Origin of the sequence: Pseudomonas sp. 13B_3.2_Bac1, from assembly GCF_025466205.1 — a bacterium.
Lineage (GTDB): Bacteria > Pseudomonadota > Gammaproteobacteria > Pseudomonadales > Pseudomonadaceae > Aquipseudomonas > Aquipseudomonas fluorescens_H.
The window spans coordinates 1-25,157 of sequence record NZ_JANLOG010000001.1 but is presented as its reverse complement, the minus strand read 5'-3'; the positions used below and the strand labels follow the sequence as shown (position 1 = coordinate 25,157).

General features: G+C 59.3%; 29 protein-coding genes. 9 read left to right on the top strand and 20 right to left on the bottom strand.

Features of this window, described 5'->3' with window-relative positions; genetic code table 11:
- Nucleotides 1-109: 109 nt before the first annotated feature.
- Both NTD85_RS00145 and NTD85_RS00140 read left to right on the top strand, forming a co-directional pair.
- The gene (locus NTD85_RS00145) at nt 110-1,093 is read left to right on the top strand and encodes an MDR family oxidoreductase (protein ID WP_262141111.1); all 984 of its coding nucleotides are present in this window, start codon (nt 110-112) and stop codon (nt 1,091-1,093) included.
- A gap of 60 nt (nt 1,094-1,153) precedes the next feature.
- Nucleotides 1,154-1,612: a GyrI-like domain-containing protein gene (locus NTD85_RS00140; protein ID WP_226499224.1), complete on the top strand. Its 459-nt coding sequence runs from the start codon at nt 1,154-1,156 to the stop codon at nt 1,610-1,612.
- Here NTD85_RS00140 and ada read toward each other — a convergent pair.
- The 5 genes from ada to NTD85_RS00115 form a co-directional block, all read right to left on the bottom strand.
- The gene (gene ada / locus NTD85_RS00135; RefSeq protein ID WP_262141110.1) at nt 1,609-2,676 is read right to left on the bottom strand and encodes a bifunctional DNA-binding transcriptional regulator/O6-methylguanine-DNA methyltransferase Ada; all 1,068 of its coding nucleotides are present in this window, start codon (nt 2,674-2,676) and stop codon (nt 1,609-1,611) included. The genes NTD85_RS00140 and ada overlap by 4 nt on opposite strands.
- 87 nt (nt 2,677-2,763) lie before the next feature.
- A complete protein-coding gene (gene alkB / locus NTD85_RS00130) occupies nt 2,764-3,429 on the bottom strand; it encodes a DNA oxidative demethylase AlkB (protein ID WP_201137489.1) in 666 nt (221 codons plus the stop codon).
- Nucleotides 3,430-3,434: 5 nt separating this feature from the next.
- On the bottom strand, nt 3,435-4,145 hold the full coding sequence (locus tag NTD85_RS00125; protein ID WP_262141108.1) for a 2OG-Fe(II) oxygenase: 711 nt from the start codon (nt 4,143-4,145) through the stop codon (nt 3,435-3,437).
- Between the two features lie 93 nt (nt 4,146-4,238).
- Entirely contained in the window at nt 4,239-4,409 is a 171-nt protein-coding gene (locus tag NTD85_RS00120; RefSeq protein ID WP_003225397.1) for a hypothetical protein, read from the bottom strand.
- A gap of 28 nt (nt 4,410-4,437) precedes the next feature.
- Nucleotides 4,438-4,740, bottom strand: coding sequence for a DUF1883 domain-containing protein (locus NTD85_RS00115; protein WP_003225394.1), 303 nt, complete (start codon nt 4,738-4,740; stop codon nt 4,438-4,440).
- Nucleotides 4,741-4,952: 212 nt separating this feature from the next.
- Between NTD85_RS00115 and NTD85_RS00110 the strand changes: the two genes are divergently transcribed.
- Together NTD85_RS00110 and NTD85_RS00105 are read left to right on the top strand one after the other, a co-directional pair.
- Nucleotides 4,953-5,309, top strand: a complete 357-nt coding sequence (locus NTD85_RS00110) for a hypothetical protein (protein WP_262141107.1) — start codon at nt 4,953-4,955, stop codon at nt 5,307-5,309.
- A 72-nt stretch (nt 5,310-5,381) separates the two neighbouring features.
- Nucleotides 5,382-5,612, top strand: a complete 231-nt coding sequence (locus NTD85_RS00105; RefSeq protein ID WP_003225391.1) for a hypothetical protein — start codon at nt 5,382-5,384, stop codon at nt 5,610-5,612.
- Nucleotides 5,613-5,615: 3 nt separating this feature from the next.
- Here NTD85_RS00105 and NTD85_RS00100 read toward each other — a convergent pair whose 3' ends face one another.
- Together NTD85_RS00100 and NTD85_RS00095 are read right to left on the bottom strand one after the other, a co-directional pair.
- A complete protein-coding gene (locus NTD85_RS00100) occupies nt 5,616-5,903 on the bottom strand; it encodes a hypothetical protein (protein WP_003225390.1) in 288 nt (95 codons plus the stop codon).
- 151 nt (nt 5,904-6,054) lie between these two features.
- Nucleotides 6,055-6,240 carry a hypothetical protein gene (locus tag NTD85_RS00095; protein ID WP_003225388.1) on the bottom strand — a complete coding sequence of 62 codons (186 nt, stop codon included), beginning with the start codon at nt 6,238-6,240 and terminating at the stop codon, nt 6,055-6,057.
- A 259-nt stretch (nt 6,241-6,499) separates the two neighbouring features.
- Here NTD85_RS00095 and galU point away from each other — a divergent pair, with 259 nt between their 5' ends.
- On the top strand, nt 6,500-7,339 hold the full coding sequence (galU, locus tag NTD85_RS00090) for a UTP--glucose-1-phosphate uridylyltransferase GalU (protein ID WP_007912230.1): 840 nt from the start codon (nt 6,500-6,502) through the stop codon (nt 7,337-7,339).
- Nucleotides 7,340-7,680: 341 nt separating this feature from the next.
- Here galU and NTD85_RS00085 read toward each other — a convergent pair whose 3' ends face one another.
- Together NTD85_RS00085 and NTD85_RS00080 are read right to left on the bottom strand one after the other, a co-directional pair.
- Nucleotides 7,681-9,429: a phosphoethanolamine transferase CptA gene (locus NTD85_RS00085; protein WP_262141106.1), complete on the bottom strand. Its 1,749-nt coding sequence runs from the start codon at nt 9,427-9,429 to the stop codon at nt 7,681-7,683.
- A gap of 199 nt (nt 9,430-9,628) precedes the next feature.
- Nucleotides 9,629-9,811, bottom strand: a complete 183-nt coding sequence (locus tag NTD85_RS00080; protein ID WP_003225385.1) for a DUF6026 family protein — start codon at nt 9,809-9,811, stop codon at nt 9,629-9,631.
- 251 nt (nt 9,812-10,062) lie between these two features.
- Between NTD85_RS00080 and gnd the strand changes: the two genes are divergently transcribed.
- From gnd to NTD85_RS00065, 3 genes are read left to right on the top strand one after another with little or no spacing between them, the layout of a single operon-like run.
- Nucleotides 10,063-11,067 (top strand): phosphogluconate dehydrogenase (NAD(+)-dependent, decarboxylating), encoded by a 1,005-nt coding sequence (gene gnd, locus NTD85_RS00075; protein ID WP_315975069.1) that lies wholly within the window; start codon nt 10,063-10,065, stop codon nt 11,065-11,067.
- Nucleotides 11,064-12,587, top strand: a complete 1,524-nt coding sequence (zwf, locus tag NTD85_RS00070; protein ID WP_226499231.1) for a glucose-6-phosphate dehydrogenase — start codon at nt 11,064-11,066, stop codon at nt 12,585-12,587. Before gnd ends, zwf begins: the two co-directional genes overlap by 4 nt.
- Nucleotides 12,584-13,393, top strand: a complete 810-nt coding sequence (locus NTD85_RS00065) for an HAD family hydrolase (protein WP_262141105.1) — start codon at nt 12,584-12,586, stop codon at nt 13,391-13,393. The genes zwf and NTD85_RS00065 overlap by 4 nt, the downstream gene beginning before the upstream one ends.
- A gap of 124 nt (nt 13,394-13,517) precedes the next feature.
- Here NTD85_RS00065 and nhaB read toward each other — a convergent pair whose 3' ends face one another.
- The 3 genes from nhaB to NTD85_RS00050 all read right to left on the bottom strand — a co-directional run bounded on the left by nhaB (nt 13,518) and on the right by NTD85_RS00050 (nt 16,922).
- On the bottom strand, nt 13,518-15,020 hold the full coding sequence (gene nhaB, locus NTD85_RS00060; RefSeq protein ID WP_226499233.1) for a sodium/proton antiporter NhaB: 1,503 nt from the start codon (nt 15,018-15,020) through the stop codon (nt 13,518-13,520).
- A 68-nt stretch (nt 15,021-15,088) separates the two neighbouring features.
- A complete protein-coding gene (locus tag NTD85_RS00055) occupies nt 15,089-16,375 on the bottom strand; it encodes a hypothetical protein (RefSeq protein WP_262141104.1) in 1,287 nt (428 codons plus the stop codon).
- A gap of 280 nt (nt 16,376-16,655) precedes the next feature.
- A complete protein-coding gene (locus tag NTD85_RS00050) occupies nt 16,656-16,922 on the bottom strand; it encodes a hypothetical protein (RefSeq protein WP_003225374.1) in 267 nt (88 codons plus the stop codon).
- Nucleotides 16,923-17,267: 345 nt separating this feature from the next.
- On the opposite strand from NTD85_RS00050, the gene NTD85_RS00045 reads away from it, so the two are divergent.
- Complete coding sequence (locus NTD85_RS00045; protein WP_003225372.1) at nt 17,268-18,593, top strand: sigma-54 dependent transcriptional regulator; 1,326 nt, start codon at nt 17,268-17,270, stop codon at nt 18,591-18,593.
- Between the two features lie 82 nt (nt 18,594-18,675).
- Here the strand turns inward: NTD85_RS00045 and NTD85_RS00040 are convergent, their stop codons facing one another.
- The 8 genes from NTD85_RS00040 to pnuC all read right to left on the bottom strand — a co-directional run bounded on the left by NTD85_RS00040 (nt 18,676) and on the right by pnuC (nt 25,052).
- Nucleotides 18,676-19,989, bottom strand: a complete 1,314-nt coding sequence (locus NTD85_RS00040; protein ID WP_262141103.1) for a hypothetical protein — start codon at nt 19,987-19,989, stop codon at nt 18,676-18,678.
- Nucleotides 19,990-20,034: 45 nt separating this feature from the next.
- Nucleotides 20,035-20,784 (bottom strand): hypothetical protein, encoded by a 750-nt coding sequence (locus NTD85_RS00035; protein ID WP_045122475.1) that lies wholly within the window; start codon nt 20,782-20,784, stop codon nt 20,035-20,037.
- Between the two features lie 44 nt (nt 20,785-20,828).
- A complete protein-coding gene (locus tag NTD85_RS00030) occupies nt 20,829-21,509 on the bottom strand; it encodes a C39 family peptidase (protein ID WP_003225366.1) in 681 nt (226 codons plus the stop codon).
- A gap of 64 nt (nt 21,510-21,573) precedes the next feature.
- On the bottom strand, nt 21,574-22,539 hold the full coding sequence (locus NTD85_RS00025; RefSeq protein ID WP_003225365.1) for a hypothetical protein: 966 nt from the start codon (nt 22,537-22,539) through the stop codon (nt 21,574-21,576).
- Between the two features lie 60 nt (nt 22,540-22,599).
- Entirely contained in the window at nt 22,600-23,178 is a 579-nt protein-coding gene (locus NTD85_RS00020) for a hypothetical protein (RefSeq protein ID WP_003225363.1), read from the bottom strand.
- Nucleotides 23,175-23,633, bottom strand: coding sequence for a hypothetical protein (locus NTD85_RS00015; RefSeq protein ID WP_003225361.1), 459 nt, complete (start codon nt 23,631-23,633; stop codon nt 23,175-23,177). The genes NTD85_RS00020 and NTD85_RS00015 overlap by 4 nt, the downstream gene beginning before the upstream one ends.
- 334 nt (nt 23,634-23,967) lie before the next feature.
- Complete coding sequence (locus tag NTD85_RS00010) at nt 23,968-24,492, bottom strand: AAA family ATPase (RefSeq protein ID WP_262141102.1); 525 nt, start codon at nt 24,490-24,492, stop codon at nt 23,968-23,970.
- Nucleotides 24,489-25,052 carry a nicotinamide riboside transporter PnuC gene (gene pnuC, locus NTD85_RS00005; RefSeq protein WP_262141101.1) on the bottom strand — a complete coding sequence of 188 codons (564 nt, stop codon included), beginning with the start codon at nt 25,050-25,052 and terminating at the stop codon, nt 24,489-24,491. Before pnuC ends, NTD85_RS00010 begins: the two co-directional genes overlap by 4 nt.
- Nucleotides 25,053-25,157: the final 105 nt, after the last annotated feature.

Below are 25,157 nucleotides of genomic sequence, written 5' to 3'. Positions count from 1 at the left end.
CACAATTACTTGGCGGATTTGCGAATTGGCGCAAAGTCGGGTGGGGCAATGTGTTGCTTTGTGTTATTTCAGGGCACGAGGAATTGAATTCATTGATTGAGAGGCAGCCATGTTCAACGGCATTTTGATCGACAAAGACGACAGCGGTTACCGCGCCAGCCTGCAACAGATCAGCGAAGCACAGTTGCCCGAAGGCGACGTGACGGTGAAGGTTGCGTACAGCACGCTGAACTTCAAGGACGGTCTGGCGATTACCGGCAGCAGTCCGGTGGTGCGCAAGTTTCCGATGGTGCCGGGGATCGATCTGGCGGGCACGGTGGAAGTCAGTTCGCATCCCGACTACCAGGCCGGTGATCAGGTGCTGCTCAATGGCTGGGGGGTGGGCGAAAGTCACTGGGGCGGGCTGGCGCAGAAGGCGCGGCTCAATGGCGACTGGCTGATTCCGTTGCCCAAAGCCTTTACCGCCGCGCAAGCCATGGCCATCGGTACCGCCGGCTACACGGCGATGCTGTGCATTCTGGCGCTGGAGCGTAACGGCGTGACCCCGGATCAGGGCGAAGTGCTGGTGACCGGCGCCAATGGCGGGGTGGGCAGTTTCGCCATCGCCTTGCTCAGCAAGCTCGGTTATCGCGTGGTGGCGTCCACGGGCCGGGTGTCCGAGCATGAGTACCTGAAACAACTGGGCGCCAGCGAGATCATCGACCGCGCAACCTTGTCGGAGCCGGGCAGACCGCTGGCCAAGGAACGTTGGGCCGGGGTGATCGATTCGGTCGGTAGTCACACCTTGGCCAATGCTTGCGCCAGTACCCGCGCCGAGGGCACCGTCGCTGCCTGCGGTCTGGCTCAAGGCATGGATTTTCCGGCTTCGGTGGCGCCGTTCATTTTGCGCGGCGTGACGCTGGCGGGGATCAACAGCGTAACTCAGCCCAAAGCGCGGCGGATCGAGGCCTGGGCGCGTCTGGCCAAGGATCTGGACTTCGCCCTGTTGCCAGTGATCAGTCACGAAATCGCCCTGAGCGAGGCCATCGACGCGGCGCCCAAGTTGCTCGCCGGACAGCTGCGCGGCAGGGTTGTGGTCGACGTCAATCGCTGACAAAGTAGGCGTCATTGCGGCCCGTGTGGCCGCATTTCTATTCAGGGAGCGGCAATTTCGATGGATTTGAAACGACAGCAAATCGACGCCTTCACCGTTGCCGGCCTGCGCGTGCGTACCACCAACGCCACAGAGCACCAACCCGAGACGGCGAAGATCGGCCCGATGTGGGGCCGGTTTTTCGGCGAGGAGTTGGCCGAAACCATCCCGGGCAAGTCAGCCAACTCAGCCATTTATGGCGTGTATTCGGCTTACGAGTCGGATGCCTCGGGCGAGTTCGATGTCACTGCCGGCGTCGCCGTGAATGCCCCGACCAAAGACTTCGAGTCGGTCCTGATCGAGGCGGGCGAGTATCTGGTATTCGAAGCGCAGGGGCCGTTGCCTGACGCGGTCATCTCGACCTGGGGAAAGATCTGGAAGTTCTTTGAGGAGAATCCGCAGATCCAGCGCCGTTACGCTACCGACTTCGAGGCCTATACCGGCCCCGAGTCCGTGTCGGTCTGCATCGGCGTGCGCTAAGGCTGCGTTTCGCGCTCCAGCAGTTGGCGCTTGCGCTCTACGCCCCAGCGATACCCCGAGAGATTGCCATCGCTGCGCACCACGCGATGGCAGGGGATTGCTACGGCCAGACGGTTGGCGCCACACGCCTGCGCCACGGCGCGCATCGAGGTCGGCGCACCAATGCGTTGAGCGATCTCGGCGTAACTGGCGGTGCGGCCCGCCGGGATTTCCCGCAGTGCCTGCCACACCCGTTCCTGAAACGCCGTACCGCGTACGTCCAGTGGCAAGTCGAGGCCCAGCGCTGGCGCTTCGATGAAACCCACCACTTTGGCGATCAACTGTTCGAACCCGGCATCGGCGCCAATCAGGTTGGCCTGACGAAACTGATCCTGCAGGTCGCAGACCAGTTGATGTGGATCATCGCCCAAGAGAATCGCGCACACGCCGCGTTCGCTTTGCGCCACCAGAATCGCCCCGAGCGAGCATTGGCCGACGGCAAAATGAATGTCGTTGTTGCGCCCGGCAGCGCGATAGTCTCCGGGCTTCATGCCCAGTACCTTGTCGGCAGACTCATAAAAGCGGCTGTTGGAATTGAAACCAGCGTCGTACAGCGCATCCGTCACTGAGCCGCCGTCTGCGAGCCGTTCACGCACCCGGCGCGAACGATGCGCCGCTGCGTAGCCTTTGGGCGTCAGGCCGGTAGCAGCCTTGAACACGCGATGAAAATGGAACGGGCTGAGGCCGGCGACTTCGGCGAGTTCATTGAGCGCGGGCACAGTTTCACTCGACTCGATCTGCCGACAGGCCATCGCCACGGTCGCGGCGTGCTGGCTGGCGACGTCAGTCTGATCCTTGCTGGTGCGCTTGCTCGGGCGGTAACCCGCCGCCTCGGCGGCTTCGGCGTTGTCGAAGAATTCGACATTCTGCGGCTTGGGCAACCGCGACAGGCTGCTCGGGCGGCAATAAATGCCGGTGGTCTTCACCGCGTAGACAAACTGCCCGTCAGCCCGAGGATCCCGCGCAACGACGGCAGCCCAGCGTGGATCGGTTTCAACGTTGATGATTGGCGACAGCTTTTTCATGGCGAGTAGTCCGTTGACCTGTTTGATTCAGGTTAACCAGCGGCGATGTTCGTAACACTCCGGGCCTTGCGGTCAAACTTTTCAGGATCATCCGGCAACACGGAAGGTCAGGTTGATCCGCCGTTCGCCCAGACGCGGATGCTGGCCGGGCTTGATCGGCAGCACCCCGTGAAAACGCAGGCGATCGACGCCGCCCCAGATCACCATGTCGCCGTGCAGCAGAGGAATGCGCTGGCTCTTGTCGCTGCGGGCAAAACCACCGAACAGGAACATGGCCGGCAAGCCCAGGGACAGTGAGACGATCGGCGCGGCGTAGGCATTTTCGTCTTTGTCCTGATGCAAAGACATCTTGGCCCCGGGGATATATTGGTTGATCAGGCAGGAATCTGCGCGGAAGTCGGCAAATCCTGCACGCTGCGCCGCTGTCTGTGCCAGCTCGGACAGCACTTGAGGCATCGCAGGCCAGGGCTTGCCGGTCAACGGGTCCACTGCGCTGTAGCGATAACCGCTGCGGTCGGTGATCCAGCCCAGTGCGCCGCAACTGCTGGTGCCCACCGACATGCTGAAACCGCCCGGCGTCATCATGTGACGCAACGGCGCTGCGGCGAGAACGGCATCCAGCGCCGGCAGCAGCTGATCGAGCACCGGCAGGGCGAAGCCGCGCAACACCCACGATTGCTCGCCGATCTGTTCGGTACGGGGTTGCTGCTCGGGTTCGTGGTCGGCGAACAGGTCGAAAGTGGTCGGTTGCATGCTGCTCAGGACGCGTCGTGGAAGATGATGCCTAGGGTATGCCGATTTCCACTGTGCAGGCGACTGACGCCGTGACGCATGGTCACCCGGTAGTCGCCGCGTGTGCCTCTGACCGGGCGCTGGTTCACTGCAAAAAGCACTGCATCACCCTTGTGCAGATCCACGACGTGTGGACGCGACTGCATGCGCGGGCGTTGCTCGGTCATGACGAACTCGCCGCCGGTAAAGTCTTGCCCCGGCGCTGACAGTAGAATCGCCACCTGCAGAGGGAAAACCAGTTCTCCATACAGATCCTGATGCAGGCAGTTGTAGTCCTGCGGGCCGTATTGCAACAGCAGTGGCGTCGGTCGCAACTGGCCGGCGGCGTGGCATTGCTGCAAAAGCTCGGCATGGGTTGCGGGAAATCGGACGGGCAAATTCATGCGTTCGTACCAGCGATTAGCCAACGGCATCAGGCGCGGGTATAGCGCGTTGCGCAGACGCTCGAGGGTGGTCGGAAGGGGGTATCGAAAGTATTTGTACTCCCCGCGACCGAAACCGTGGCGGGCCATGATGACCTGCGAGCGAAACGGTTCGGTCTGTGAATACAGGGCACTCAAGCGCTCACAGGCTGGCGCCGACAGCAGCGAACGGATGATGGCGTAGCCGTATTGATCCAGTTGCTGCTCCAGGCTGGGCCAATCGAGCGCATCCAGCCGTGACGGGGACATTGACATGCTGACTCCTGAACACTTGGTCTAGGCTGTCAGTCTGGGCAAGTCCCTGCGGCAGAACACCCCGCCGCTTGCGGTTGAATTCGACGGACTGCGTTACAGGGCTTTGCTGACGGCGATATCGCTGATCACGTCATCGGTCTGGCCGTGGATGGCATCCAGTGCAGCCTTGGCTTCTTCCACGGTGCCGTGCTCCAGTTGCGCGAACTCGAAGCGGCGATCACCGTTGAGCTTGTATTTGATGACGTATTTGGTCGTTTGGGCCACGGTCGTACTTACCTTGTGTTAGGGCGACTCAGCTGAGTTTGGTGCTGGAGCGGCGGATGATCTTGATCGAGTGGGTCAGGTTCGGTTTGCGCGTGACGCTGATGGCGCGACGGCTGACGGTGTCGATGGTGATGTTCCAGAAACCGGTGCTCGGCGCGGTGATGCGCGCAGGAAACTTGTCGAAAGCGCCGCCGTGGTAGGTGTGGCGTCCGCCATTCTTGAACGCGCGGAAGTTGGCGTCGTTCATCAATCGGATGTTGCAGGTTTGCGAGCATTGGATGACGACAATGTCGTCTTCGTTGAGGTGCTCGCGCTGGTGAATGAATTTCATGGGCGCCTCCAGAAGGGCTTTTTCTACTAAATCAAAACGATAGCATGTGCGATTGGCGCAGTTTATCAGCCCGAACGGGTTATTATCCCGCCGTCGAGCGCTGCTTTGACAATTAAAAACAGTTATTCGCGATTCGATGCGGGTTTAATGGAGTAAGCCTCGGAGAAAAATGGCATTACTGCTGTCCGAGGGTCTTTATGGGAGGTATTTGTATGAAGTGGGGTGTGGTGTGTCTGCCGTTGATGTTGGTCATGGGTGGTTGCGCGAGTGTTTCCGAAATCAATGAAACCTTGCCGACCATGAGCGTGATTTCCGGCAAGAAACCCCATGAGTATGCTCAGTGCCTTGCGGACAAGCTGGCCAGCAGCCGTGGCGCGCTGCAGATGCAGCCGCACAAGGATGGCGTGCGAGTGATTGTCCCCGGGAAATTTTCCACTGGCGCGGCAGCGGTGTTTGACATCGACGACCGCTCCGGCGGCAGCAGCATCAAGCTGCATGAGCGCATGTCCAATGTGCCGATTCGCCCTCGTGACGTGCAAAACGCCGCCAATGCCTGTATTTCCGGCTGATAGAATAGCGGCCATCAGCACCGATGCCGTCACAGTCATGCTGTGACGGCATTTTCATTTCTGGAGTCGCGCATGAAGCGAGAGCAAGTACGGGAACGGCATGCAGAGGGCCTTATCTCTGCCACGCATGTCATTCAAAATCCGGCGAACCCGGGTGAGTGGATCGTTTTTTTCAAGAAGAGCGCCGGTCGCAGCTATTTCCTGGTGGACGATAACGACGAAGTCGAATCCTTTGCCCGGCTCGACGACTTGATCGAGATCGTGCGTGGGCTCGGGATCAAATTCGCCGAGATTCACATGTAGGGTCTATTTGCAGACCACCACCACGCTACGGTTTTTGTAGTTGCCGACATCGACCCCCAAAGTCTTGTCGCTTTCTTTGGGTGCCGGCGTGCCATCGGTCCCGACAATGCGATAACCGGTGCCGGCACAGGAGGCATCGGCCTTCTCATAGCAGGTGGCCCAGGAGTTGGCCTCGCCCGAGCAATCGATGGTCAGGCCCTGTTCGCCGTTGTTCAGGTAAGTGGTTTGCGAGGTGGCACAGCCACCCAGGGCCAATACCGCGATCAGCGGCAGCAATCTGTTCATGTTCATAGGTGTGTCGTCTTCAGCGATGGAGGGGCTAAACGCTCTGACAGCGCCGGAGTGAAAAGGTTATAGCGATTGGCCACTTGTTTGCGCTGGTGTGCCCGGCAGTCACAAAAAGCCCTGCACAAGGGCAGGGCTCGGGACGTGTCGCAACCGATCAGTCCTGATCTTTGCCACGGCGTTTGGACGACGCTGGGGTGTCGGTGAACACCGACGCCACATCAGTCGCCAACTGCTCGCTGTCGAAAGGCCCGGCGATGTGTTCGCCATTGGTAGTGGTCAGCGTCCACTTGCCGTCTTTCTTGTCGATCACATACCCGTTGATGATTTTTACCGCGGCCATCTATCTGTCTCGTTCGCTGGTTTCAAAGGCGCCATGATACCGACAAATCCTCACATTGGGGGATGATGAGCGTATGGTGATGCAGCGCATTTGCGTGTTTGAGCTACTCTGTTTTCGCGGGTCGAAGACGCCAGCGGAACTATCGGAGAGAATATTTCTCTATGTTGGCATCGGTTAGCCAGTGCGGGGCATTGTAAGGTGCACGCCGCCTGATTAGACTGCGCCGAAACTCGTACACACAGCCCTTTCAAGGACTTATATGATCAAGAAATGCTTGTTCCCAGCAGCCGGTTACGGTACTCGCTTCCTGCCAGCGACTAAAGCCATGCCCAAAGAAATGCTGCCGGTGGTAAACAAGCCACTGATCCAGTACGGCGTTGAAGAAGCTCTGGATGCTGGCCTGACTGAAATCTCGATCGTGACCGGTCGTGGCAAGCGTGCTCTGGAAGACCACTTCGACATCAGCTATGAGCTGGAAAACCAGATCAAAGGCACCGACAAGGAAAAATACCTGGTCGGCATCCGCAAGCTGCTCGACGAGTGCTCGTTCTCCTACACCCGTCAGACCGAAATGAAAGGCCTGGGCCACGCGATTCTGACCGGTCGCCCACTGATCGGTGACGAGCCGTTCGCCGTGGTACTGGCGGACGACCTGTGCGTCAACCTCGAAGGCGACGGCGTACTGACCCAGATGGTCAAGCTGTACAAGCAGTTCCGCTGCTCGATCATCGCCATTCAGGAAGTCGATCCACAGGAAACCAGCAAATACGGCGTGATCGCCGGCGAGATGATCCGCGACGACATCTACCGCGTACACAGCATGGTCGAGAAGCCAAAGCCGGAAGACGCTCCGTCGAACCTGGCGATCATCGGTCGTTACATCCTGACCCCGGACATCTTCGATCTGATCGAGCAGACCGAGCCAGGCAAGGGTGGCGAAATCCAGATCACCGACGCCCTGATGAAGCAGGCCCAGAACGGCTGCGTAATGGCTTACAAGTTCAAGGGCAAGCGTTTTGACTGCGGTGGCGCCGAAGGTTACATCGAAGCCACCAACTTCTGCTTCGAGAACTTCTACAAGACCGGCAAGGCTTACTGATAGCGCCGGATCTGCATCGCGAAGGGTGTGAAAGCACCCAAGTGAACGCACCCACAAACGCCCCGACTTGTTCGGGGCGTTTGTTTTTGTGCTGGAAAAAACCGTGAGCCGGGCGCTGCGATTTACTCACGCCCTCTGAGCGCGCTGGGTGCTTTTTCAAGGGGAGGGCACCTTCGAGCATGCTGGCTGTGCCGATTCGCTTCAGACGGCGCAGCAGAGCCCCGTACAAGCGAGCAACCTGTCCGCCTGGAACAAAAAAAGCTCCGTATCTTGCGATACGGAGCTTTTTCTTTATACGTTGCGCCGATTGCGATCTCTCGAAACCGGCGCCTTCCAGGCAGTTACTGCTGCACGACATTCGCAGCGGCAGGCTCGACCTTTTTCGGCTTCATCAGGCTGAAGTCGATCAGCGCGCGCTGCTCACGCTCGTACGGGTTGCCGATCATCAGCGGACGCGGCTTGAAGCTGTCGCTGATCAGGCTCTTGGTGCGGTCCAGTTCATCGAAACTCAAGCCGGCCATGTCTGCCCAAGTGTGGATCAGGTGCGAGCTGCTGTAAGGCCGCCCCAGGTCCGCGGCGAAGTTCCAGTCATGGTTCTCGCGCCATTTCGGCGAAGCCCAGGCCATGAACGGAATGGTGTACATCGGCGCGGTCGGTTTGTTCTCGTTACGGCCGAGGGTGTTGTGGCCGGCGGAGTCGAACACGTCTTCACCGTGGTCGGAGAGGTACAGCAGGAACCCGTTCGGATCGGACTTGGCGTAGTCCTTGATCAGGCTCGACACCACGAAATCGTTGTACAGCACGGCGTTGTCATAGCTGTTGTAGGTCGGCACCTGGTCATCACGCACGCCGGCCGGCACGCCGGCACGGTCCTGGAACTTGTCGAAGGTCGGCGGATAACGGTACTGGTAGCTCATGTGAGTGCCGAGCAGATGCACGACGATCAGCTTGCGTTGAGCCGGATCAGTCAGCGCCTTGTTGAACGGCTCGATCACGTCACCATCGTACTGCGCGGCGTTCTGATTACGGTTGTTGTTCAGGTACACCTGCTCGTCGGCCTGTTCGGAGAAGGTTGTGAGCATGGTGTTGCGCTTGGTCATGGTCTGCTGGTTGGTGATCCAGAACGTCTTGTAGCCGGCCTGTTTCATCATGCTGACCAGCGAAGGCGTCGACAGATACAGATCAGGATTCTCTTCGTCGGCGAAGGTCAGGACCTGTTGCAATGCTTCAATGGTGTAAGGGCGCGGAGTGATGACGTTGTCGAACACCGCGAGCTGATCCTTGAGCTTGTCCAGCTCCGGCGTGGTCTTGCGCGGATAGCCGTACAGGCTCATGCGCTGACGGTTGGTCGATTCGCCGATCACCAGCACCAGGGTCGAAGGTTTATCGGCGTCTGCAACCTTGAGGTTATGCAGCGGCGGGACCTTGCTGGTGCTGTGCAGCATCTCTTCCATGCCGGCCAGCGTATCGAGGTAGCGGTGGTAAGCCACCGCCATCTGCCAAGGTACGGCTGGCTCGATGCGGTCTTCGAACTTCTCGAAACCGCCGGCGAAACTGCCGGTGCGCTGGGTTTGTTTGATCAGCGGGTAGCCAACCACGGCAATCAGGATCGCCAACGCGGCGACGAAAGCGCGGCCACGGGGCATGTAAACCGGGCGCAGGCGGGTCCACAGGAAGTAGGCGAAAGCGGTATGGGCGAGGAACGCCGGAACCATCCACCAGGCAAAGTATTGAGTCATGTACTCGCCGGCTTCAGAGATGTTCGACTCGAACATGATGAAGATGACGCTTTGCGAAAATTCCTGCTGATAGATAAAGAAGTAACCCAGGCTGGCCATCGAGCAGGCCCACAGGACCACGCCGATCAACGCGGCGAGCAGCTTGGTGCGCTTGGGGAACGCCAGCATCGGGGCGAGCCAGAGCGCACTCATCACGAAGGCTTGACGGAAACCGCTGAAACCGGAGGTGCCGGTCAGCTGGATCAGCAGTTGGGTGATTCCCGAGAAATACCAGAAGAACGCGAACAGCCAGAGAACACCGGCCCAGTCGAAACCTGTCGCAGTCGTTTTGCTGCGTTTGAACAATGCCATTCAGCACTCCAGCTCATCGTCACTAACCACCGTCGGAGCGCTACATCAAACCGACGAACGGAAGCCGCGCGCAAACGCACGGCCAGAATGGGCCGGAGTATCACCAAGGCAGTGTGAAAACTTTGTTAGTTGCTGATCAGGGGCGGGGGGGCATCATGTCGGGAACGACAGGTGCCGTTCCCGAAGCTGGCGAGACAGGTCAGGCGTGCGGATTACGCTGGACAACCGGCAGAGGTTTGGGCTGGGCGCCCTGAGTCAGCGAGCGCAGCTGCGCCAGCTCCTGCTTCAACTGGTCGCGCTCGTCTTTCAACTGGCGCAATTCATCGCGACGGATCGTGACGTACAGGGTTTGTGGCGGCATTGCTGTATGTACTGTGCCCATTGCTCACCTCGCAAATGGCGTGTCTCAACTGCAAATCGTCCCCGCGTCGGGGCTACTGACTTGCTATCGGCGCCAATTTTGGTTTCTTTTGCGTGTGAAGGGAACTTTTTTATTTTTCATGGTCGGTGTGTCTTCGGCACGTTTCCCGACGTTATCAGTCTGGATCGGGCACAATGCCCGGAAACTTCCCACCCGACGCTCTGGACTAACCTCCATGGATCACGTTGGGCTATAACCTTTGACACACATTTATTTGCAGTAAGGAGCATCAGCACATGCAACTCGGGATTATTGGACTGGGCCGCATGGGCGGCAATATTGCGCGACGTCTGATGCTCAACGGTCACACCACCGTTGTTTACGACCGCAATACCGCTTTTGTCGACACCCTGGCCGCCGAGGGCGCTACGGGCGTTGCCGATCTGCCGGCCCTGGTGGCAGGCCTGGCCAAGCCACGCGCCGTGTGGGTCATGCTGCCGGCCGGCGCACCGACCGAAGACACCATCAACACCCTGAGCGACTTGCTGGAAGCCGGTGACACCATCATCGACGGCGGCAACACCAACTATAAGGATGACATTCGCCGGGCCAAGACGCTGTCCGAGAAAGGCCTGCACTACATCGACGTCGGCACCTCCGGCGGCGTCTGGGGCCTGGAGCGCGGCTATTGCATGATGATCGGTGGCGATGCCGAGACCGTCAGCCGTCTTGACCCGCTGTTCGCCGCTCTGGCACCGGGCATGGGCGAGATTCCGCGCACCAAGGACCGCAAGTCCGACGATCACCGCGCCGAGCACGGCTACATTCACGCCGGTCCTGCCGGTGCCGGGCACTTCGTGAAGATGATTCACAACGGCATCGAATACGGCATGATGGCCGCCTTCGCCGAAGGCTTTGACATCCTCAAGACCAAGTCCAGCGAGCGTCTGCCGGAAGATCAGCGTTTCGACCTGAACGTTGCCGACATCGCCGAAGTCTGGCGTCGTGGCAGCGTGGTTTCGTCCTGGCTGCTGGATCTGACCGCCGACGCGCTGGCCAGCGATCCGAAGCTCGACGGTTTCTCCGGTTCGGTGGCTGACAGCGGCGAAGGCCAATGGACCATCGAGGCGGCCATGGAACAGGCAGTGCCGGTGCCGGTGCTGTCGAACTCGTTGTTCTCGCGCTACCGCTCGCGCGGTCAGGGCACCTTTGGCGACAAGATCCTTTCGGCCCAGCGCTTCGGCTTCGGCGGCCATGTGGAGACACCGAAAAAATGACCCATACGATCCGCAGGAAATCCAAGGCAGAACCCGCTCCACCTACCACGCTGTTTCTGTTCGGTGCCCACGGTGACCTGGTCAAGCGCTTGCTGATGCCGGCGCTGTACAACCTGAGTCGCGACGGCCTGCTGAATGATGGCCTGCGGATCGTCGGCGTTGACCACAACGCCATTAGCGATGAAGCCTTTGCGCAAAAACTCGAAGACTTCATCCGTACCGAAGTGGCGGCGAAAGTCGGCAAGGGCGATCAGATGCTTGATCCGGCCTTGTGGGCCAAGCTCGCCAAAGGTATCAGCTACGTCCAGGGCGACTTTCTGGACGACAGCACCTATTCAGCGCTGGCGGCGAAAATAGCCGACAGCGGCACTGGCAATGCGGTGTTCTACTTGGCCACCGCGCCACGTTTCTTCAGTGAAGTGGTGCGCCGTCTCGGCGCGGCCAAGCTGCTTGAGGAAACCCCCGAGGCGTTCAGAAGGGTGGTAATCGAGAAGCCGTTCGGCTCCGATCTGCAAACCGCCGAAGCCTTGAACGCCTGCCTGCTCAAGGTCATGTCCGAGAAACAGATCTATCGGATCGACCATTATCTGGGCAAGGAAACCGTGCAGAACATTCTGGTCAGCCGGTTCTCCAACAGCCTGTTCGAGGCCTTCTGGAACAACCATTACATCGACCACGTGCAGATCACTGCCGCGGAAACTGTCGGTGTTGAAACCCGTGGCAGTTTTTACGAACACACCGGCGCGTTGCGGGACATGGTGCCCAATCACCTGTTCCAGTTGCTGGCGATGGTCGCCATGGAACCACCGGCCGCGTTCGGCGCTGACGCGGTGCGTGGCGAGAAGGCCAAAGTGGTCGGCGCGATCCGCCCATGGACGGTCGAGGAGGCGCGAGCCAATTCGGTACGCGGTCAATACAGCGCCGGTGAAGTCGATGGCAAAGCGTTGAACGGTTACCGTCAGGAGCCGAACGTTTCGCCCGACAGCAGCACCGAAACCTACGTCGCGCTGAAAGTCATGATCGACAATTGGCGCTGGGTCGGTGTGCCGTTCTATTTGCGCACCGGCAAGCGCATGAGCGTACGCGACACCGAGATCGTCATCTGCTTCAAACCGGCGCCGTACGCGCAGTTCCGTGACACCGAGGTCGACGAGCTGCAGCCAACCTATCTGCGTATCCAGATCCAGCCCAATGAGGGCATGTGGTTCGACCTGCTGGCCAAACGGCCGGGGCCGGCGTTGAACATGGCCAACATCGAGCTGGGGTTCGCGTACAAGGACTTCTTCGAGATGCAGCCGTCAACCGGTTACGAAACGCTGATCTATGACTGCCTGACCGGCGATCAGACGCTGTTCCAGCGTGCCGACAACATCGAGAACGGCTGGCGTGCGGTGCAACCGTTCCTCGACGCCTGGCAGCAGGACGCCAGCGTGCAGAGCTACGCTGCCGGTGAAGATGGCCCACAAGCCGCCAATGATCTCCTGACTCGCGATGGCCGCGTCTGGCATGGTCTGGGATGAGTAACTCGATCCGTTTTTTATTGAGTGACATGGACGGCACACTGTTGCTGCCCGATCACAGCCTGAGCCAGCGCACCCTCGACGCGGTTCGCTCGTTGCGCGAGGCGGGCGTGTTCTTCAGCCTGGCCACCGGGCGCCCGCCCAAAGCCATGTTGCAGCAGATCGAAGCCTTGGGTATCGACGTGCCGACAGCGGCATTCAACGGCGGCACCATCGTCAAGCCTGACGGCACGCTGCTGGCTGCGCACTATCTGCCGGTACCGGTGGCGCTGACGGCTTTGGCGACGTTCATCGATCAGCCAGGTGTGGAAATCTGGGTGTTCAGTGGCGGTGACTGGCTGCTCAAAGACCCCAACGGGCCAATGGTGCCGCGTGAACAGCACGGTCTTGGCTATCCGCCCGTGGTGGTGGAGAGTTTCGAGCCATACTTGCAAAGGATCGACAAGATCGTCGCCACCAGTAACAACACGGATCTGCTGATTGAACTGGAAGCCCGTTTGTTGACCAAGGTTGAGGGACAGGCGCAGGTTTCACGTTCGCAGCCGGTGTATCTGGACGTCACGGCGCTGGAGGCAAACAAGGGCACCGCGCTGTCGACGATTGCCGAGTACCTGAACGTGCCGCTGGAGCACACCGCCGCAATTGGCGATGGCGGTAATGACCCGGCGATGTTCCATCGTGCCGGGTTCTCGATCGCCATGGGGCAGGCGGAAGAAGCAGTGCGACGGCAGGCCGATGCAGTGACCGCGCCAAACACCGACGATGGCGTGGCGCAGGCGATCGAGAAGTACATCCTCGGTCGCTGATTCACCCGGAAACAAACTGTGGGAGCGGGCTTGCTCGCGAATGCGGTGTGTCAGTCAACACATCAAGTGCCTGATACTCCGTCTTCGCGAGCAAGCCCGCTCCCACATTTTTAATCGCGTGTTGTCAGAGCCAGTAACTCACCGCATACCACCCCAGCAACCCCATCACCACGGTGTACGGCAACGCCATCCACACCATCCGCCCGTACGACAGACGCACCAGCGGCGCAATCGCCGAGGTCAGCAGGAACAGGAACGCCGCCTGACCATTCGGTGTTGCCACGCTCGGCAGGTTGGTGCCGGTGTTGATCGCGATCGCCAGTGTCTCGAAATGCTCGCGGCTCATGTGCCCGGACAGGAACGCCTGTTTCACTTCGGTGATGTAGATGGTGGCGACGAACACGTTGTCGCTGATCGCCGAGAGCAGGCCGTTGGCAATGAACAGCATGCCCGGTTGTTGCTCCGCCGGCAGGGCCAGCACCCACTGGATCAACGGGGCAAATAGTTGTTGATCGTGAATCACCGCGACCACGGCAAAGAACACCACCAGCAATGCAGTGAACGGCATGGCGTCTTTGAAGGCGCTGCCCAGGCGATGCTCGTCGGTGATGCCAGTGAACGCGGTGATCAACACGATCACCATCAGACCGATCAGGCCGACCTCGGCGACGTGAAACGCCAGGCAACCAATCAGGATCAACGCAGCAGTGCCTTGCACCAGCAGGGCGGCACGCTGGCGCGGTGTGCGTTCGGCGTTGTCTTCGGCGGCGTAATTGGCTAGCACGGCACGCACGTTGTCCGGCAGCAGGGTGCCGTAGCCAAACCAGCGCAACTTTTCCAGCAGCATGCAGGTCAGCAGGCCCGCCACCAGTACCGGCAGCGACACCGGCGCGACCTTCTGGAAGAACTCTGCGAAGTGCCAACCCATCTCATGGCCGATCAGCAGATTCTGCGGCTCGCCCACCAACGTACAGACCCCGCCGAGTGCGGTGCCCACCGCGCCGTGCATCAGCAGGCTGCGCAGGAATGCGCGAAACTGTTCGAGATCGTCATGGTGCAGGGCTGGCAGGTGCCGGTCGTCGCTGAATTCGCTGTCCTGGCGCGGATCGTTGCCCGAGGCTACGCGGTGGTAAACCGAATAGAAACCGACCGCCGCGCTGATGATCACCGCCGTCACGGTCAGCGCATCAAGAAACGCCGACAGAAACGCCGAGAGAAAGCAGAACATCAGCGCCAGCAGCGTCTTGGAACGCACGCCGAGCAGCAGGCGCGAGAACAGAAATAGCAGCAGGTCTTTCATGAAGTAGATACCTGCGACCATGAACATCAGCAGCAGGATCACCGGAAAGTTGTGCACCAACTCATCGTACAGCGCCTGCGGCGTGGTCATCTTCAGCAGCAGGGCTTCGATCAGCAACAACCCGCCGGGCATCAACGGATAGCACTTGAGGGCCATGGCCAGGGTGAAAATGAACTCGATCACCAGCAGCCAGCCGGCGGCGACCGGGCCGACAGTGAACAGCACCACGGCGTTGAGGATCAGGAACCCGACGATGCACGCCTTGTACCAGCGGGGCGAATGCCCGAGGAAATTGTGCGCGAACGCCTGGGCCAGTGAACCGGACATCGGTTGCTCCTTGTATTAAGAAGCGCGCAAGTTGCCGCAAGTGTCTGGCAAGTTCAAGTCCGCGGGAGTTATTGATTCAGATAGCGCGCGACCATGGCGCGGTAGTTGCCGTCCAGTGAATAGCCGCCAACCAGGATGCGTCCGTCTACCTGCACGGCGAGCGAATTGGCGGTGTCCAGGCTGTGCCCCAGACGCGTGCGTAGCCAGCCGCCGTTGCCAAACTGCGCGTCGAGTCGTCCGTCGAGCAGATAGCGCGCCACGATGAAATCCGCTTCGATCCCGCCAATCGTTGCACCCACCGCGATGATTCGGCCATCGGCCATGCATTGGGCTGCGCTCCACTGGCAACCGCTGGGACCGATTTCCAGCAGATGCGGGAGGCCTGAGTTGTTGCGCAATTCCGGACGACCATTGCCGTGCAGGCTCAGCGCCAGGCAGCGGATCGGATCACGACTGCTGCCAAAGCAGTGCAGATGCTCCTGCGACTCGATGACCTGACTGACCATCGCGCTTTGGCCGTGGGCCTTGAAGGCGAGGAAACCATCCACCGCGAAACGTTCATCAAGGCGCCCGTCAGGCAAATAGCGCGCGACCAGCCCCTCTTGGGGAAAGTCAATTGAGCCAGCGACGAGGATCCGCCCATCTTCCTGCAATACAAGGCTGCTGAGCCAGGTGTTGAGCAGCAGATGGCGGATCATCACGAAGCCGCGGCCATTGAAGCTTGTATCGAGCTCGCCGTCTGGCATCAGGCGGATCAGCATGCCGGCATGGTCGGCAAGTTCGAAGCGGTGATTGGCGATCAGCAGAATGTGCCCGTCGTCTTGCACGGCGATGTCGCAGGCTTCGGCGCCTGGCACGCCGGGCGGTAGCCAGGTATCGCGGGAACCGATGGACAGGTCTCCGGGCAGGCGCACTACTTTGCAGCCATTTTCGCCAAAACCCGGGTCGGGAATTCCGTCGGCGCTGAACAAGGCAAGGGCGGGCAGGGTGCGATGGGTGTTTTGATAATGCAGCCCGGCCAGCAGGATTCGCCCGTCGGGCAGCACCTGGACCTTGCCACCCGTGGCTTCAAAACCGCGTTCAAATTCACCGATCACACTGCCTTGCTGTCCAAACGCGAGGTCGGCCGACCCGTCAGCGAGTATTCGCGCCAGACCAAAACGGCTGCCCTGGGCAGTGCCGATCTTGGCGGCGACCAACACGCGTCCCTGTCGGTCCAGCGCAACACCCTGGGTCATGCTGGAAACACTGCCGGCGAAATAGACTTGAGCAACGCCAGTGTTGGCAAATTGTTTGTCCAGTTGTCCGCAGGTATTGAGTAGTGCCGGGCGCGCAAAGGCGTTCTCGGAGGACATGCATGCTTCTCCTTGCAAGTTGACCAGGCCCGAATCGGGCGGGTAACTGCATGAGCGGAACATTCAATCCCTGAATACACGCAAGTTCAACTGACAGAACTAACAGGTGGAGGGTCGCACTGTGCCATAACAGTGTCTTTTTGAACCAAATGAAAGCCTGCCAAGCAGTGGCGCCTGACGCTTGAAGGAAAGTTGTACAAAAGTACTGGAGATAAACAGCAGTTTGTAACTAACGAAACACAAAGCGGATGACCTGAATGTCATCCGCATGGCCCTCTGATCAGTGCGGCATCGACCACGACTGCAGCAGGTAACCTTCTTTGCTCAATTCAGCACGGGCCTGTTGCAACAGCAATTCCAGCTGCGCCGGGTCGGAGTAGGCGCTGCTTGGGATCTGCTGGCGGCCGATATGCGAGTTGGTGCGATCGATGACGGTCAGGTTCAGTTCACCGTTGCCGTCTTGTGGGGCCCAGGCCACGCACTGGAAGGGTTTGAACGCGTGGTTGGCAATCAAAAGAGCTTCGTTGATACGGAGCGGGGCGGTCATGGGGTCTTCTCTCTGTCGTGCCCAATCAAATGATCTGCCGTCGGTTGGGCTTACCGTTCGGCTGGTGACTTGTACTGATGCACGCAACCCCGTGGCAGGTCACACACGACTTAAAGAAATTTCAACTTTGTTGCTGAGGCCGGACATTTCGAGCGTTTTTGAAAGCTTGCTGAAAGATAGCAACTCGATAGCTAACTAATAAAATCGCTTCTTATAACTCGTTAGCTTGTATACCTATAAGCAATCGATACAAGGCCCTGTCAATTTCTTGCTAATGTTACAGTCGGGTCTGCCAAATGACTGTTTTTACAATAATTTCCTTAAATTTGGCGCCAAGGAACAGTCATGATCGAAGCGCCAGCGTTACGACGTTTATTGGTAGTCGACCCCTGTGACGACTGCCATCGCCTGTTACCCGGATTGCGCGCGGTGGGCTGGGATGTTGACAGTTGTACCCTGGAAAATGCCGCCGATCGGACATGTGATGTCGGGCTGTTGCGACTGCAACCTTTTCACCTCGAACGCCCCGAAGCGGTCAAGGAACTGATCAGTCGCAGTGGCACCGAGTGGATCGCGGTGTTGAATCAGGAAGTCCTGCGATTACAGAACGTCGGTGACTTCGTCTGCGAATGGTTTTTCGATTTTCATACCTTGCCGTTCGATGTCTCACGCGTACAGGTGACCCTGGGCCGCGCATTCGGCATGGCGCGTTTGCGCGGGCAAGGCACGATTCACGTCGACCAGCCTGAACACGAGTTACTCGGCGACAGCAAGCCGATCCGTGAGCTGCGCAAGTTACTGAGCAAACTGGCGCCGACCGAATCCCCGGTATTGATCCGAGGCGAAAGCGGCACCGGTAAAGAACTGGTCGCACGCACGCTGCACCGCCAGTCCCAACGCCACAGCAAGCCGTTTGTGGCGATCAATTGCGGGGCGATTCCCGAACATTTGATTCAGTCCGAACTGTTTGGCCACGAGAAAGGTGCCTTTACCGGTGCGCATCAGCGCAAGGTCGGGCGCATCGAGGCCGCCAATGGTGGCACGCTGTTTCTCGATGAAATCGGCGATCTGCCACTTGAATTGCAGGCTAACCTGTTGCGTTTTCTCCAGGAAAAACACATCGAGCGCGTCGGCGGCAGTCAGCCGATCCCGGTCGATGTTCGTGTGCTGGCGGCCACCCACGTCGACCTGGAAGCGGCCATCGAGAAAAAGCGTTTTCGCGAAGACCTCTATTACCGCCTCAATGTGCTGCAAGTGGTGACCGCGCCATTGCGCGAACGCCACGGTGATCTGTCGATGCTGGCCAACCATTTTTCCCACTTCTACAGCCACGAGACCGGGCGCCGTCCGCGCAGCTTCAGTGAGGATGCGTTGATCGCCATGGGCAAACACGATTGGCCAGGCAACGTGCGGGAACTGGCCAACCGCGTGCGACGTGGTCTGGTGCTGGCGGAAGGAAGGCAGATCGAAGCCCGGGATCTGGGATTACTCAGTCAGCACTCGATTTCGGCGCCGATGGGGACGCTGGAAGACTACAAGACTCGCGCCGAACGCCAGGCGCTGTGCGATGTGTTGAACCGGCACAGCGACAACCTCAGTGTCGCGGCGAAGGTGCTGGGCGTGTCGCGGCCGACGTTTTATCGCCTGCTGCATAAGCATCAGATTCGCTAGAGACCAAAGCTCAAAAGATCGCAGCCTGCGCCAGCTCTGGATTTGGAATCCGTGGAGCTGCCGCAGGCTGCGATCTTTTGCTTTAGAAGTAGTACGGGAATTTCAGGCTGAAGGTGAAGTCCGGCGCATCCGGAGTCATCCCCAGTGACAGGTTGGGCACAATCGTCAGGTTAGGCGTGGCGGCGATGGTCATGCCGATGTTGAAGTAACCGGCGTTGGCATCACTGGAAATCACCGACTGCCAGTCCTGGCCATCAGGCTTGAGGCTGCTGCGGCGCTGAACGAGGTCAGACATCGAGAACGACATACTCATTTTCTCGTTCAGGGCAAATGCTACGCCCATGCCGACCTGGAAACTGTCGCCGATCCTGACCTTGCCCGGGGTTTTCTGATTGACCGTCGAGCTGATATCGCTGAACGACTCCTCCAGGTTGTGGGTGTAGGAGAGGGTGCCGAACAGCACTGCCGGGTCGAAGGTCTTGACCAGCGAGATACCCGGCGTAACCGACCAGACGCCGTTACCGGTCGGCAGGCTTTCAGGTACATAGAGGTTGGTGTTGCTTTGCGACTGGATCAGCTTGATGCCAAACGGATCCTTGCCGGTTGGAGCCTTGACGCGCAAGGTAAATACCGCGTCCGGCAGGTTGGCCGATTCGTCGAGGAACTTGTAGGCAATCCCGGCGTTGATGTCGCCAATCGTCGGATCCTGATCTACGTCGCCCTGGGTTGTGACGTTCGCACCGCCGTTGTTGCCACCACCGGACTGGTAAGTCGAGGCGCGATAGACCACGGGCACGTTCAGGTCGAACTGCCAGCGGTTGTTGTAGTTGTAGCGGCCAGTGAGATCCAGCGTGTAGGTGTCAGCCTTGATCCGGTCCAGGTTGATGTTGCCCAGAAAGATCGAGTCCAGTGCCAGGAAGCCGTTGAGTGTCAGTTGGCGAGTGTCGTAGTGGGAATACGTCAGACCGGTCTCGAAACTGAACTTGCCGCCGCCGAAGAAGCCGCTGGCCTCGTCATACAGGTTGGTCACACTTTGCGCCGGTTGCGAATCGTCTGCCAGCGACTGTCCGTAGGACGCACCACTTCCTCCCGCCGCGCCCCCCGACGCGGCGGCTGCACCCGTACCGGTCGCAGCGACCGATTGATTGCTCTTTCTCAGCTCTGCAGGGGATTTGACCAGACGCTTGGGCTGCGGGGTCGCAGGCTGGTCTTCAACCTGCCGAACCCGCTGCTCAAGTACCGCCAATGCCTTTTGCTGCGTCTCGTATCGCTGTTTAAGCTCAAGGAGCTCCTGCTTGAGTGTTTCAACATCCGGATCCGTCGCAGCCTGTAACGCTGCGGCCGGAAAAAGTGTGCTCAAACATACGACTGCGCGCAGTGATGCCGATCGATACATGAAAAAGCCGTCCCTTTAAGCCCAATGATCGAAAATCAGCGTAGTTCAATATCCTGAATTGCGTAGTCCCTTGAGTTGATTAAGATTCTGCGCGGCGCTCGCGGCCGGATTCAGGTTGTTGTTGATCACGACATTGAGCAGGGTCTGGTTGTTGACCAGATTGCTGTTACCCAGCAGGGTGGTGTTTTGCAGCAAGCCGGCCTGAGCCACTTGTTGCAGTGCCGAACCCTGGTTGTTGCTGGCCTGGATGGCCATCTGCACGCCGCCGCTGATGGCCGATACGGCGACGCTGCCGGCGGCGTTGCTGGCGCCGATGGTCTGGCCACTCATCAGGGCCTGACCGGAGGCCGGAGCCATGGTCGGTGCGGTAGTCGATTGCGTCACGTTGATCGCGACGTTGTTGTTGGCACTGTTGCTGTCGCCAGCGGCGCGTACGCTTTGCGTCACGCCTTGCGTATTGCTCAGTCCTGCGCCGCCAATCACGTTGCCGGTGCCTTGGGTATTGTTTGTGGAACCGTTGCCGAGCTGGCTGATGGTGGAGACATAGAATTGGGGTTTTACGGTGGAGGCCTGAATCTGCATCGAGCTGGTTGCCCCTATCAGGTCGCCACTGGCGTTGCGCCAGGTACTGCTCATGACGACGCCGAAGCTGATGATGCGCCCCGGCATGACAAAACGACCGCGTAGCTGGCTGAGTTCCTGGTCGTTGACTTCTATCGGTTTGAATACTTCATTGGCAAAGCTTGACGTACTTGCCGCCAGGCAAGCGGCCGCCAGCCAGTATGAGGCTTTCATCTGCTGCTCCCGGAGCATCCTGCCCCTCTTATCATTATTGGACGCTAAAAGAAGTCGCTCTGAATGAAACCGAATTCCATCAGTTCGGCGTCTCTGACAGGGGCGAACTCATCGAGTTTGTTCTTTGCTGTCAGTGGTGCCGGAGGGTCGCGTAATACGTTGGCTTTGTCGTAACCGGGGCCTACGATGGCAAATACGATGCCGTTCCAGCCGTTGACGAAGTCAGCGTGGCTGTAGCGTTTGTGGCCCAGTACGGGGTCGCCGATGTACACCCAGTCCTTGTCTGCCCGCTGCAATACGACGAAGTGTTTGTAGCCGCGGATGTCCATCAGGACTACGACCGGTATCGAAACTGCATCAAGCTTTTCAGGCGGAATCTTGTAGCCCCTGGCGCGCATGCCGATGCTTTCTATGTAGCGTTTCATGTCCAGCATGGAGAAACCCTGTGTACGCACAAGATCCTGGTCTGCGTTGACCAGCATGCCTTTTATGATGTGATCCTCATCGACGTCGAGCCAATAAGCCTGGCGCAACACGGTTGCCAGTGCGGCGGCGCCGCAACTGAAATCGGTTTTTTGCTCGACAATGTCGCTGAACTTTCGCTCACGAATACTTTGTACCTGCTTGTAGACCAGGATGCCGCCAGGAAGGGCGGCTACGGGCATCTGTGCAGCTTGAGTGGCGCCGCACAGGCACAGCAGGACGGTGAGGGCAGTCATACGCATGATCGATACGCCTTGTCGGAGTGTGGAAAAGCCCCGTTGCCGGGGCTTTTGCAGACGGTCGCGATTAATGGCCGGCCGACGAGATGGAAGTTGCGTTGACCTGCATGTTGCCAACGCCTGCCGCACTGTTGAAGCCGACGTTGCCGGACGAGCCGTTCGCTACGTTGGCAACATTGGAGGTGTTGTACACCGGTGCGGCCCAGCCGGTTGGAACCAGCACTTGTTGGGTGGTGGTGCCGGCCAGTGCCAGTTCGCCTACTGCTACGAAGCCAGAAGTGCTGCTGCCACCTTTGCCGCCTTTGTCGCCCCAGCCGCCGTGGCCACCATGATCGTCGCCTTCGGTTTTTGCCACGCCGGCTGCCACGAAGCCACCGGTTGCGCTGAAGGTGCCTTTGAGGGTGTCTTTGGAGTAGGTCTGCACGCCTTGGTTTTCAACAACCAGGTTGGTGGAGGACTGGCTAGCTGCAGAGGCAGCCTGGGCTACACGGCCACCCGACGAAGCGATTGCCAGGTCGTTTTTCTGTTGGTTGAAGTTGCCGGCAGCGGAGTTGGCGTTGATGTTACCCGAGCTGCTGTTGGCGACATTGTTGAGGGTCGACGAGTTGACGGTCGACTGGTTGTTTACATAGTTATTGTTGTTGTATTGGGTCGCACTGGCGGCGGCGGTCGAGGTGCCGAAGATAAAGCTTTCGTCAGACGAAGCGATCGCTGCCAGGTTGGCTTGCTGGTTGCCATCACCGGCCGCCGAGTTACCGTTGATGTTGCCGCTGGAACTGTTCATCGCATTGGACATCGACGAATTGTTCTGGGTGCCTTCGTTGTTCACAACGTTGGTGTCGCTGTTTTGGGTATCCACCGAAACGGCGCTGGCGCCTGCACCGATCTGCAGCAGTTGTTCCAGAGTCGGGCCTTTTGGTGGAGGAGGGTTGTGGCCGTGACCGCCTTCATTGCCGCCGCCTGCTTGTGCTGCCATTGCCATCACTGCTGCCAGAGCGAAAACCAGTGGTTTGAGGGCCATTGTAGATTTCATTTTGTTTCCCCTTGCTCATGTGTTGGTTAAGTGTTGGTACTTTCTTGCACTGCAATTGGGTCAGTTAGCGACCCGGATGCTCAGGGTGTTTGAAACCTGATTCCCCACCCCGGCACTCTGGTTCACCTGAATCACTCCCCGGCTGCCGGTGAAGGCCTGGTCGCTGGTAATGACCTGGCGGCTGCCTTTCGAAGTGTCAGTTGCTCCTGAGCTGATTGACGGCGTCACGTTCTGTTGGGAAAGCACGCTATCGTCGATACTTTGCGGCCCGGTACTGGTGCTGATCCGCACCACGTTGGCCATCTGGTTGCCGGCGCCGGCCGACTGGTTCACGCCCAGTACGCCACTGCCGTTACTGAAAGAGTTGCCGCCAATGGTGGCTGTCGCGTTCATCCGCGGATCGCTGGCCGTGTTGATGTTCTGGTTGATGGTGGTCGTCGCCGAGGCGCTGGGGCCGTTGGCAATCGCCCGGACGTTGGCCTGTTGCGACTGGTCGCCAGCCGCCTGGTTGACGCCGAAGTTGCCGTTGTACTGGGCACCGGAATCCTGGATGTTGGCGCTGTTCTGCACCGGCACACTGGAGTCGGCCATGGCGCTGGTACTGGCCAGCAGGGCAAGGAAGATCAGGGAGCGGTTCATTTCATGGCTCCGCCGAGAGCGCCCAGTGGGGCCAGGCCATTACTGACGGCGCGGTTCACGGTGTTGGAAATGGATGAGCCCATGCCTCCGCCGTTGCCGCTGCCACCGCCCGCACCCGGCATACCGTTGTTGATGCCATTGAGTGTGTTGACGGCGGAGCCGCCGAACGCGTTGTTCACCGAGTTGGCAATTGAAGAACCGCTGGCGATGCCGGCGAATTCGTTATCGCTCAGTTCGGCATGCGCAGTGGCTGCATTGACGGTCACTGACGGGTTGGCGTTGACTGTGGTCGGGTAGGGGTCTTTGCCGCCATTGCGGCCAATCGGTATGGGTTGAACTTCCCGATTGAGAACGATCACGCCGTTGCCATCGGCGTGGGCGGTGAAACTGATCAGAGAGCTGGCTGCAGATCCGATCAGCAAGAGGCAGGTCAAGCCTTTATTGATATTCCCCACGGCGGCAATTCCTTCTTCAGTGGGCTGGCTCTTGTCAGCGTTGTGAAGGAGAGAGCGAAAGCTGTGCCGCTTTTGAGTTGTCCTTGACTTTCAATGGGTTAGTGCCGAGCCGTGCAGCGCTGTTACATAATCTGTCTCAGCGCTGAAACAGTCGTGCAGGCGCGTGCGGGGTCAGGGGCGGTGCAAAGCTCTGGAACAAGGGTTTGCGCTGAGGTGTTTCACGGCAGTAACAGATGTCCTGACAGAACGATGAAGGCCATTGAAATGGCTGCTTTGCGCGGGGATGGGTGTTTCAGGAATGGACACTTGAGCCCCGAAAGGAGCCCTTTGACGGTCAAGCAGCCAACAAACGCCTCACTGCATCGAAGGCCTGAGACCGACGTTCATCCCAGTTGCCCTGAATGATTTGCAGCGGTTGCCGGTGTTGTTCCAGCCAGTCGCGGGTGGCCTGAAAGAACGCCATGCGTTCACTGAGCTGCGGCTGGCAGCGTTGGCCGTCATCCGTCCAGTCGATCTGTTCCGGCGACAACAGCAGGTGCAGGTCGTAATGCCGCGCCAGCAGCTCGGACTCGAGCCATTGCGGGCAGTCGCCGAACAGCGTCTGGCTCCAGAGGATGTTGCTCAGCAGGTGGGTGTCGAGAATCAGCAGTTCCGGTTGCTGCGCCCGTGCATGATCCTCCCATTGCAACTGCCCTCGGGCGATGTCGGGGATGTCGTTCGGGCAGGTGTCGCGCGGATTCTGCTCGATGAACCAGCGCACGTATTCATCCACCCGCAGGCCACCGAAGTGTTCCTGCAGGCCTGCCGCCAGCCAACTCTTGCCCGTGGATTCCGGGCCGGTCAGTACAACGACTTTCATTGCTGCAACGCCGGATCGGCGCGCCACTCACGCCAACCTTGCACGGCAATCAAGGTGAACAGGGCATAGAGCGCCGCAGTGAGGTAAAGACCCTTGTAAAGAAACAGACCGACGAAAATCACGTCCAGCACGAACCACAGCGCCCAGCATTGCAAGCGTTTCTGCGCCATCCAGAGTTGTGCGACCAGGCTGAAGGCCGTCAGCGCGGCGTCGAGCCACGGCTGCGCCGCATCGGTCCAGTGTGCCATGGCTGCGCCGAGCAGCAGACTGCCGAGCGCTCCCACACTCAGGCCGAGCAGGATCGAGCGCCGGTCCAGACGGGTGACATCGCGCCCGTCATGCATCGTCCCGGCGCGTGTCCATTGCCACCAGCCGTAGACTTGCAGCGCGGCGTAGATCACTTGCAGCAACATGTCCGAGTACAGCTTCACGTCATAGAAGATCCAGCTGTACAGCAGCACCATGACCAGGCCGATCGGCCAGCACCACGGATTCTGTTTGACCGTCAGCCAGACGGCGATCACACCGAGGGCGGCGGCAAACAGTTCAAGCCCGGACATGGGGGTTCCTTGGGGGAGTGCAAGAAGGGGCGCAATTGTACCCGGAAAGCTTGAATGACGAATAACCCTGTGGGTGGGGGGGGGGGGGGGGGTGGGGGGGGGGGG

Bases quoted from the DNA above. Each gene is read 5' to 3' on its own strand.
- NTD85_RS00025 (WP_003225365.1), bottom strand. From the start codon at position 22,539: ATGAAATCTACAATGGCCCTCAAACCACTGGTTTTCGCTCTGGCAGCA.
- ada (WP_262141110.1), bottom strand. From the start codon at position 2,676: ATGAAAAAGCTGTCGCCAATCATCAACGTTGAAACCGATCCACGCTGG.
- NTD85_RS00115 (WP_003225394.1), bottom strand. From the start codon at position 4,740: ATGAAATTCATTCACCAGCGCGAGCACCTCAACGAAGACGACATTGTC.
- NTD85_RS00010 (WP_262141102.1), bottom strand. From the start codon at position 24,492: ATGAAAGTCGTTGTACTGACCGGCCCGGAATCCACGGGCAAGAGTTGG.
- NTD85_RS00140 (WP_226499224.1), top strand. From the start codon at position 1,154: ATGGATTTGAAACGACAGCAAATCGACGCCTTCACCGTTGCCGGCCTG.
- NTD85_RS00145 (WP_262141111.1), top strand. From the start codon at position 110: ATGTTCAACGGCATTTTGATCGACAAAGACGACAGCGGTTACCGCGCC.
- NTD85_RS00065 (WP_262141105.1), top strand. From the start codon at position 12,584: ATGAGTAACTCGATCCGTTTTTTATTGAGTGACATGGACGGCACACTG.
- NTD85_RS00040 (WP_262141103.1), bottom strand. From the start codon at position 19,989: ATGTATCGATCGGCATCACTGCGCGCAGTCGTATGTTTGAGCACACTT.
- NTD85_RS00105 (WP_003225391.1), top strand. From the start codon at position 5,382: ATGAAGCGAGAGCAAGTACGGGAACGGCATGCAGAGGGCCTTATCTCT.
- zwf (WP_226499231.1), top strand. From the start codon at position 11,064: ATGACCCATACGATCCGCAGGAAATCCAAGGCAGAACCCGCTCCACCT.
- NTD85_RS00035 (WP_045122475.1), bottom strand. From the start codon at position 20,784: ATGAAAGCCTCATACTGGCTGGCGGCCGCTTGCCTGGCGGCAAGTACG.
- nhaB (WP_226499233.1), bottom strand. From the start codon at position 15,020: ATGTCCGGTTCACTGGCCCAGGCGTTCGCGCACAATTTCCTCGGGCAT.
- NTD85_RS00095 (WP_003225388.1), bottom strand. From the start codon at position 6,240: ATGGCCGCGGTAAAAATCATCAACGGGTATGTGATCGACAAGAAAGAC.
- alkB (WP_201137489.1), bottom strand. From the start codon at position 3,429: ATGCAACCGACCACTTTCGACCTGTTCGCCGACCACGAACCCGAGCAG.
- NTD85_RS00085 (WP_262141106.1), bottom strand. From the start codon at position 9,429: ATGGCATTGTTCAAACGCAGCAAAACGACTGCGACAGGTTTCGACTGG.
- pnuC (WP_262141101.1), bottom strand. From the start codon at position 25,052: ATGTCCGGGCTTGAACTGTTTGCCGCCGCCCTCGGTGTGATCGCCGTC.
- NTD85_RS00110 (WP_262141107.1), top strand. From the start codon at position 4,953: ATGAAGTGGGGTGTGGTGTGTCTGCCGTTGATGTTGGTCATGGGTGGT.
- NTD85_RS00050 (WP_003225374.1), bottom strand. From the start codon at position 16,922: ATGACCGCCCCGCTCCGTATCAACGAAGCTCTTTTGATTGCCAACCAC.
- galU (WP_007912230.1), top strand. From the start codon at position 6,500: ATGATCAAGAAATGCTTGTTCCCAGCAGCCGGTTACGGTACTCGCTTC.
- NTD85_RS00100 (WP_003225390.1), bottom strand. From the start codon at position 5,903: ATGAACATGAACAGATTGCTGCCGCTGATCGCGGTATTGGCCCTGGGT.
- NTD85_RS00045 (WP_003225372.1), top strand. From the start codon at position 17,268: ATGATCGAAGCGCCAGCGTTACGACGTTTATTGGTAGTCGACCCCTGT.
- NTD85_RS00055 (WP_262141104.1), bottom strand. From the start codon at position 16,375: ATGTCCTCCGAGAACGCCTTTGCGCGCCCGGCACTACTCAATACCTGC.
- NTD85_RS00020 (WP_003225363.1), bottom strand. From the start codon at position 23,178: ATGAACCGCTCCCTGATCTTCCTTGCCCTGCTGGCCAGTACCAGCGCC.
- NTD85_RS00080 (WP_003225385.1), bottom strand. From the start codon at position 9,811: ATGGGCACAGTACATACAGCAATGCCGCCACAAACCCTGTACGTCACG.
- NTD85_RS00125 (WP_262141108.1), bottom strand. From the start codon at position 4,145: ATGTCAATGTCCCCGTCACGGCTGGATGCGCTCGATTGGCCCAGCCTG.
- NTD85_RS00030 (WP_003225366.1), bottom strand. From the start codon at position 21,509: ATGCGTATGACTGCCCTCACCGTCCTGCTGTGCCTGTGCGGCGCCACT.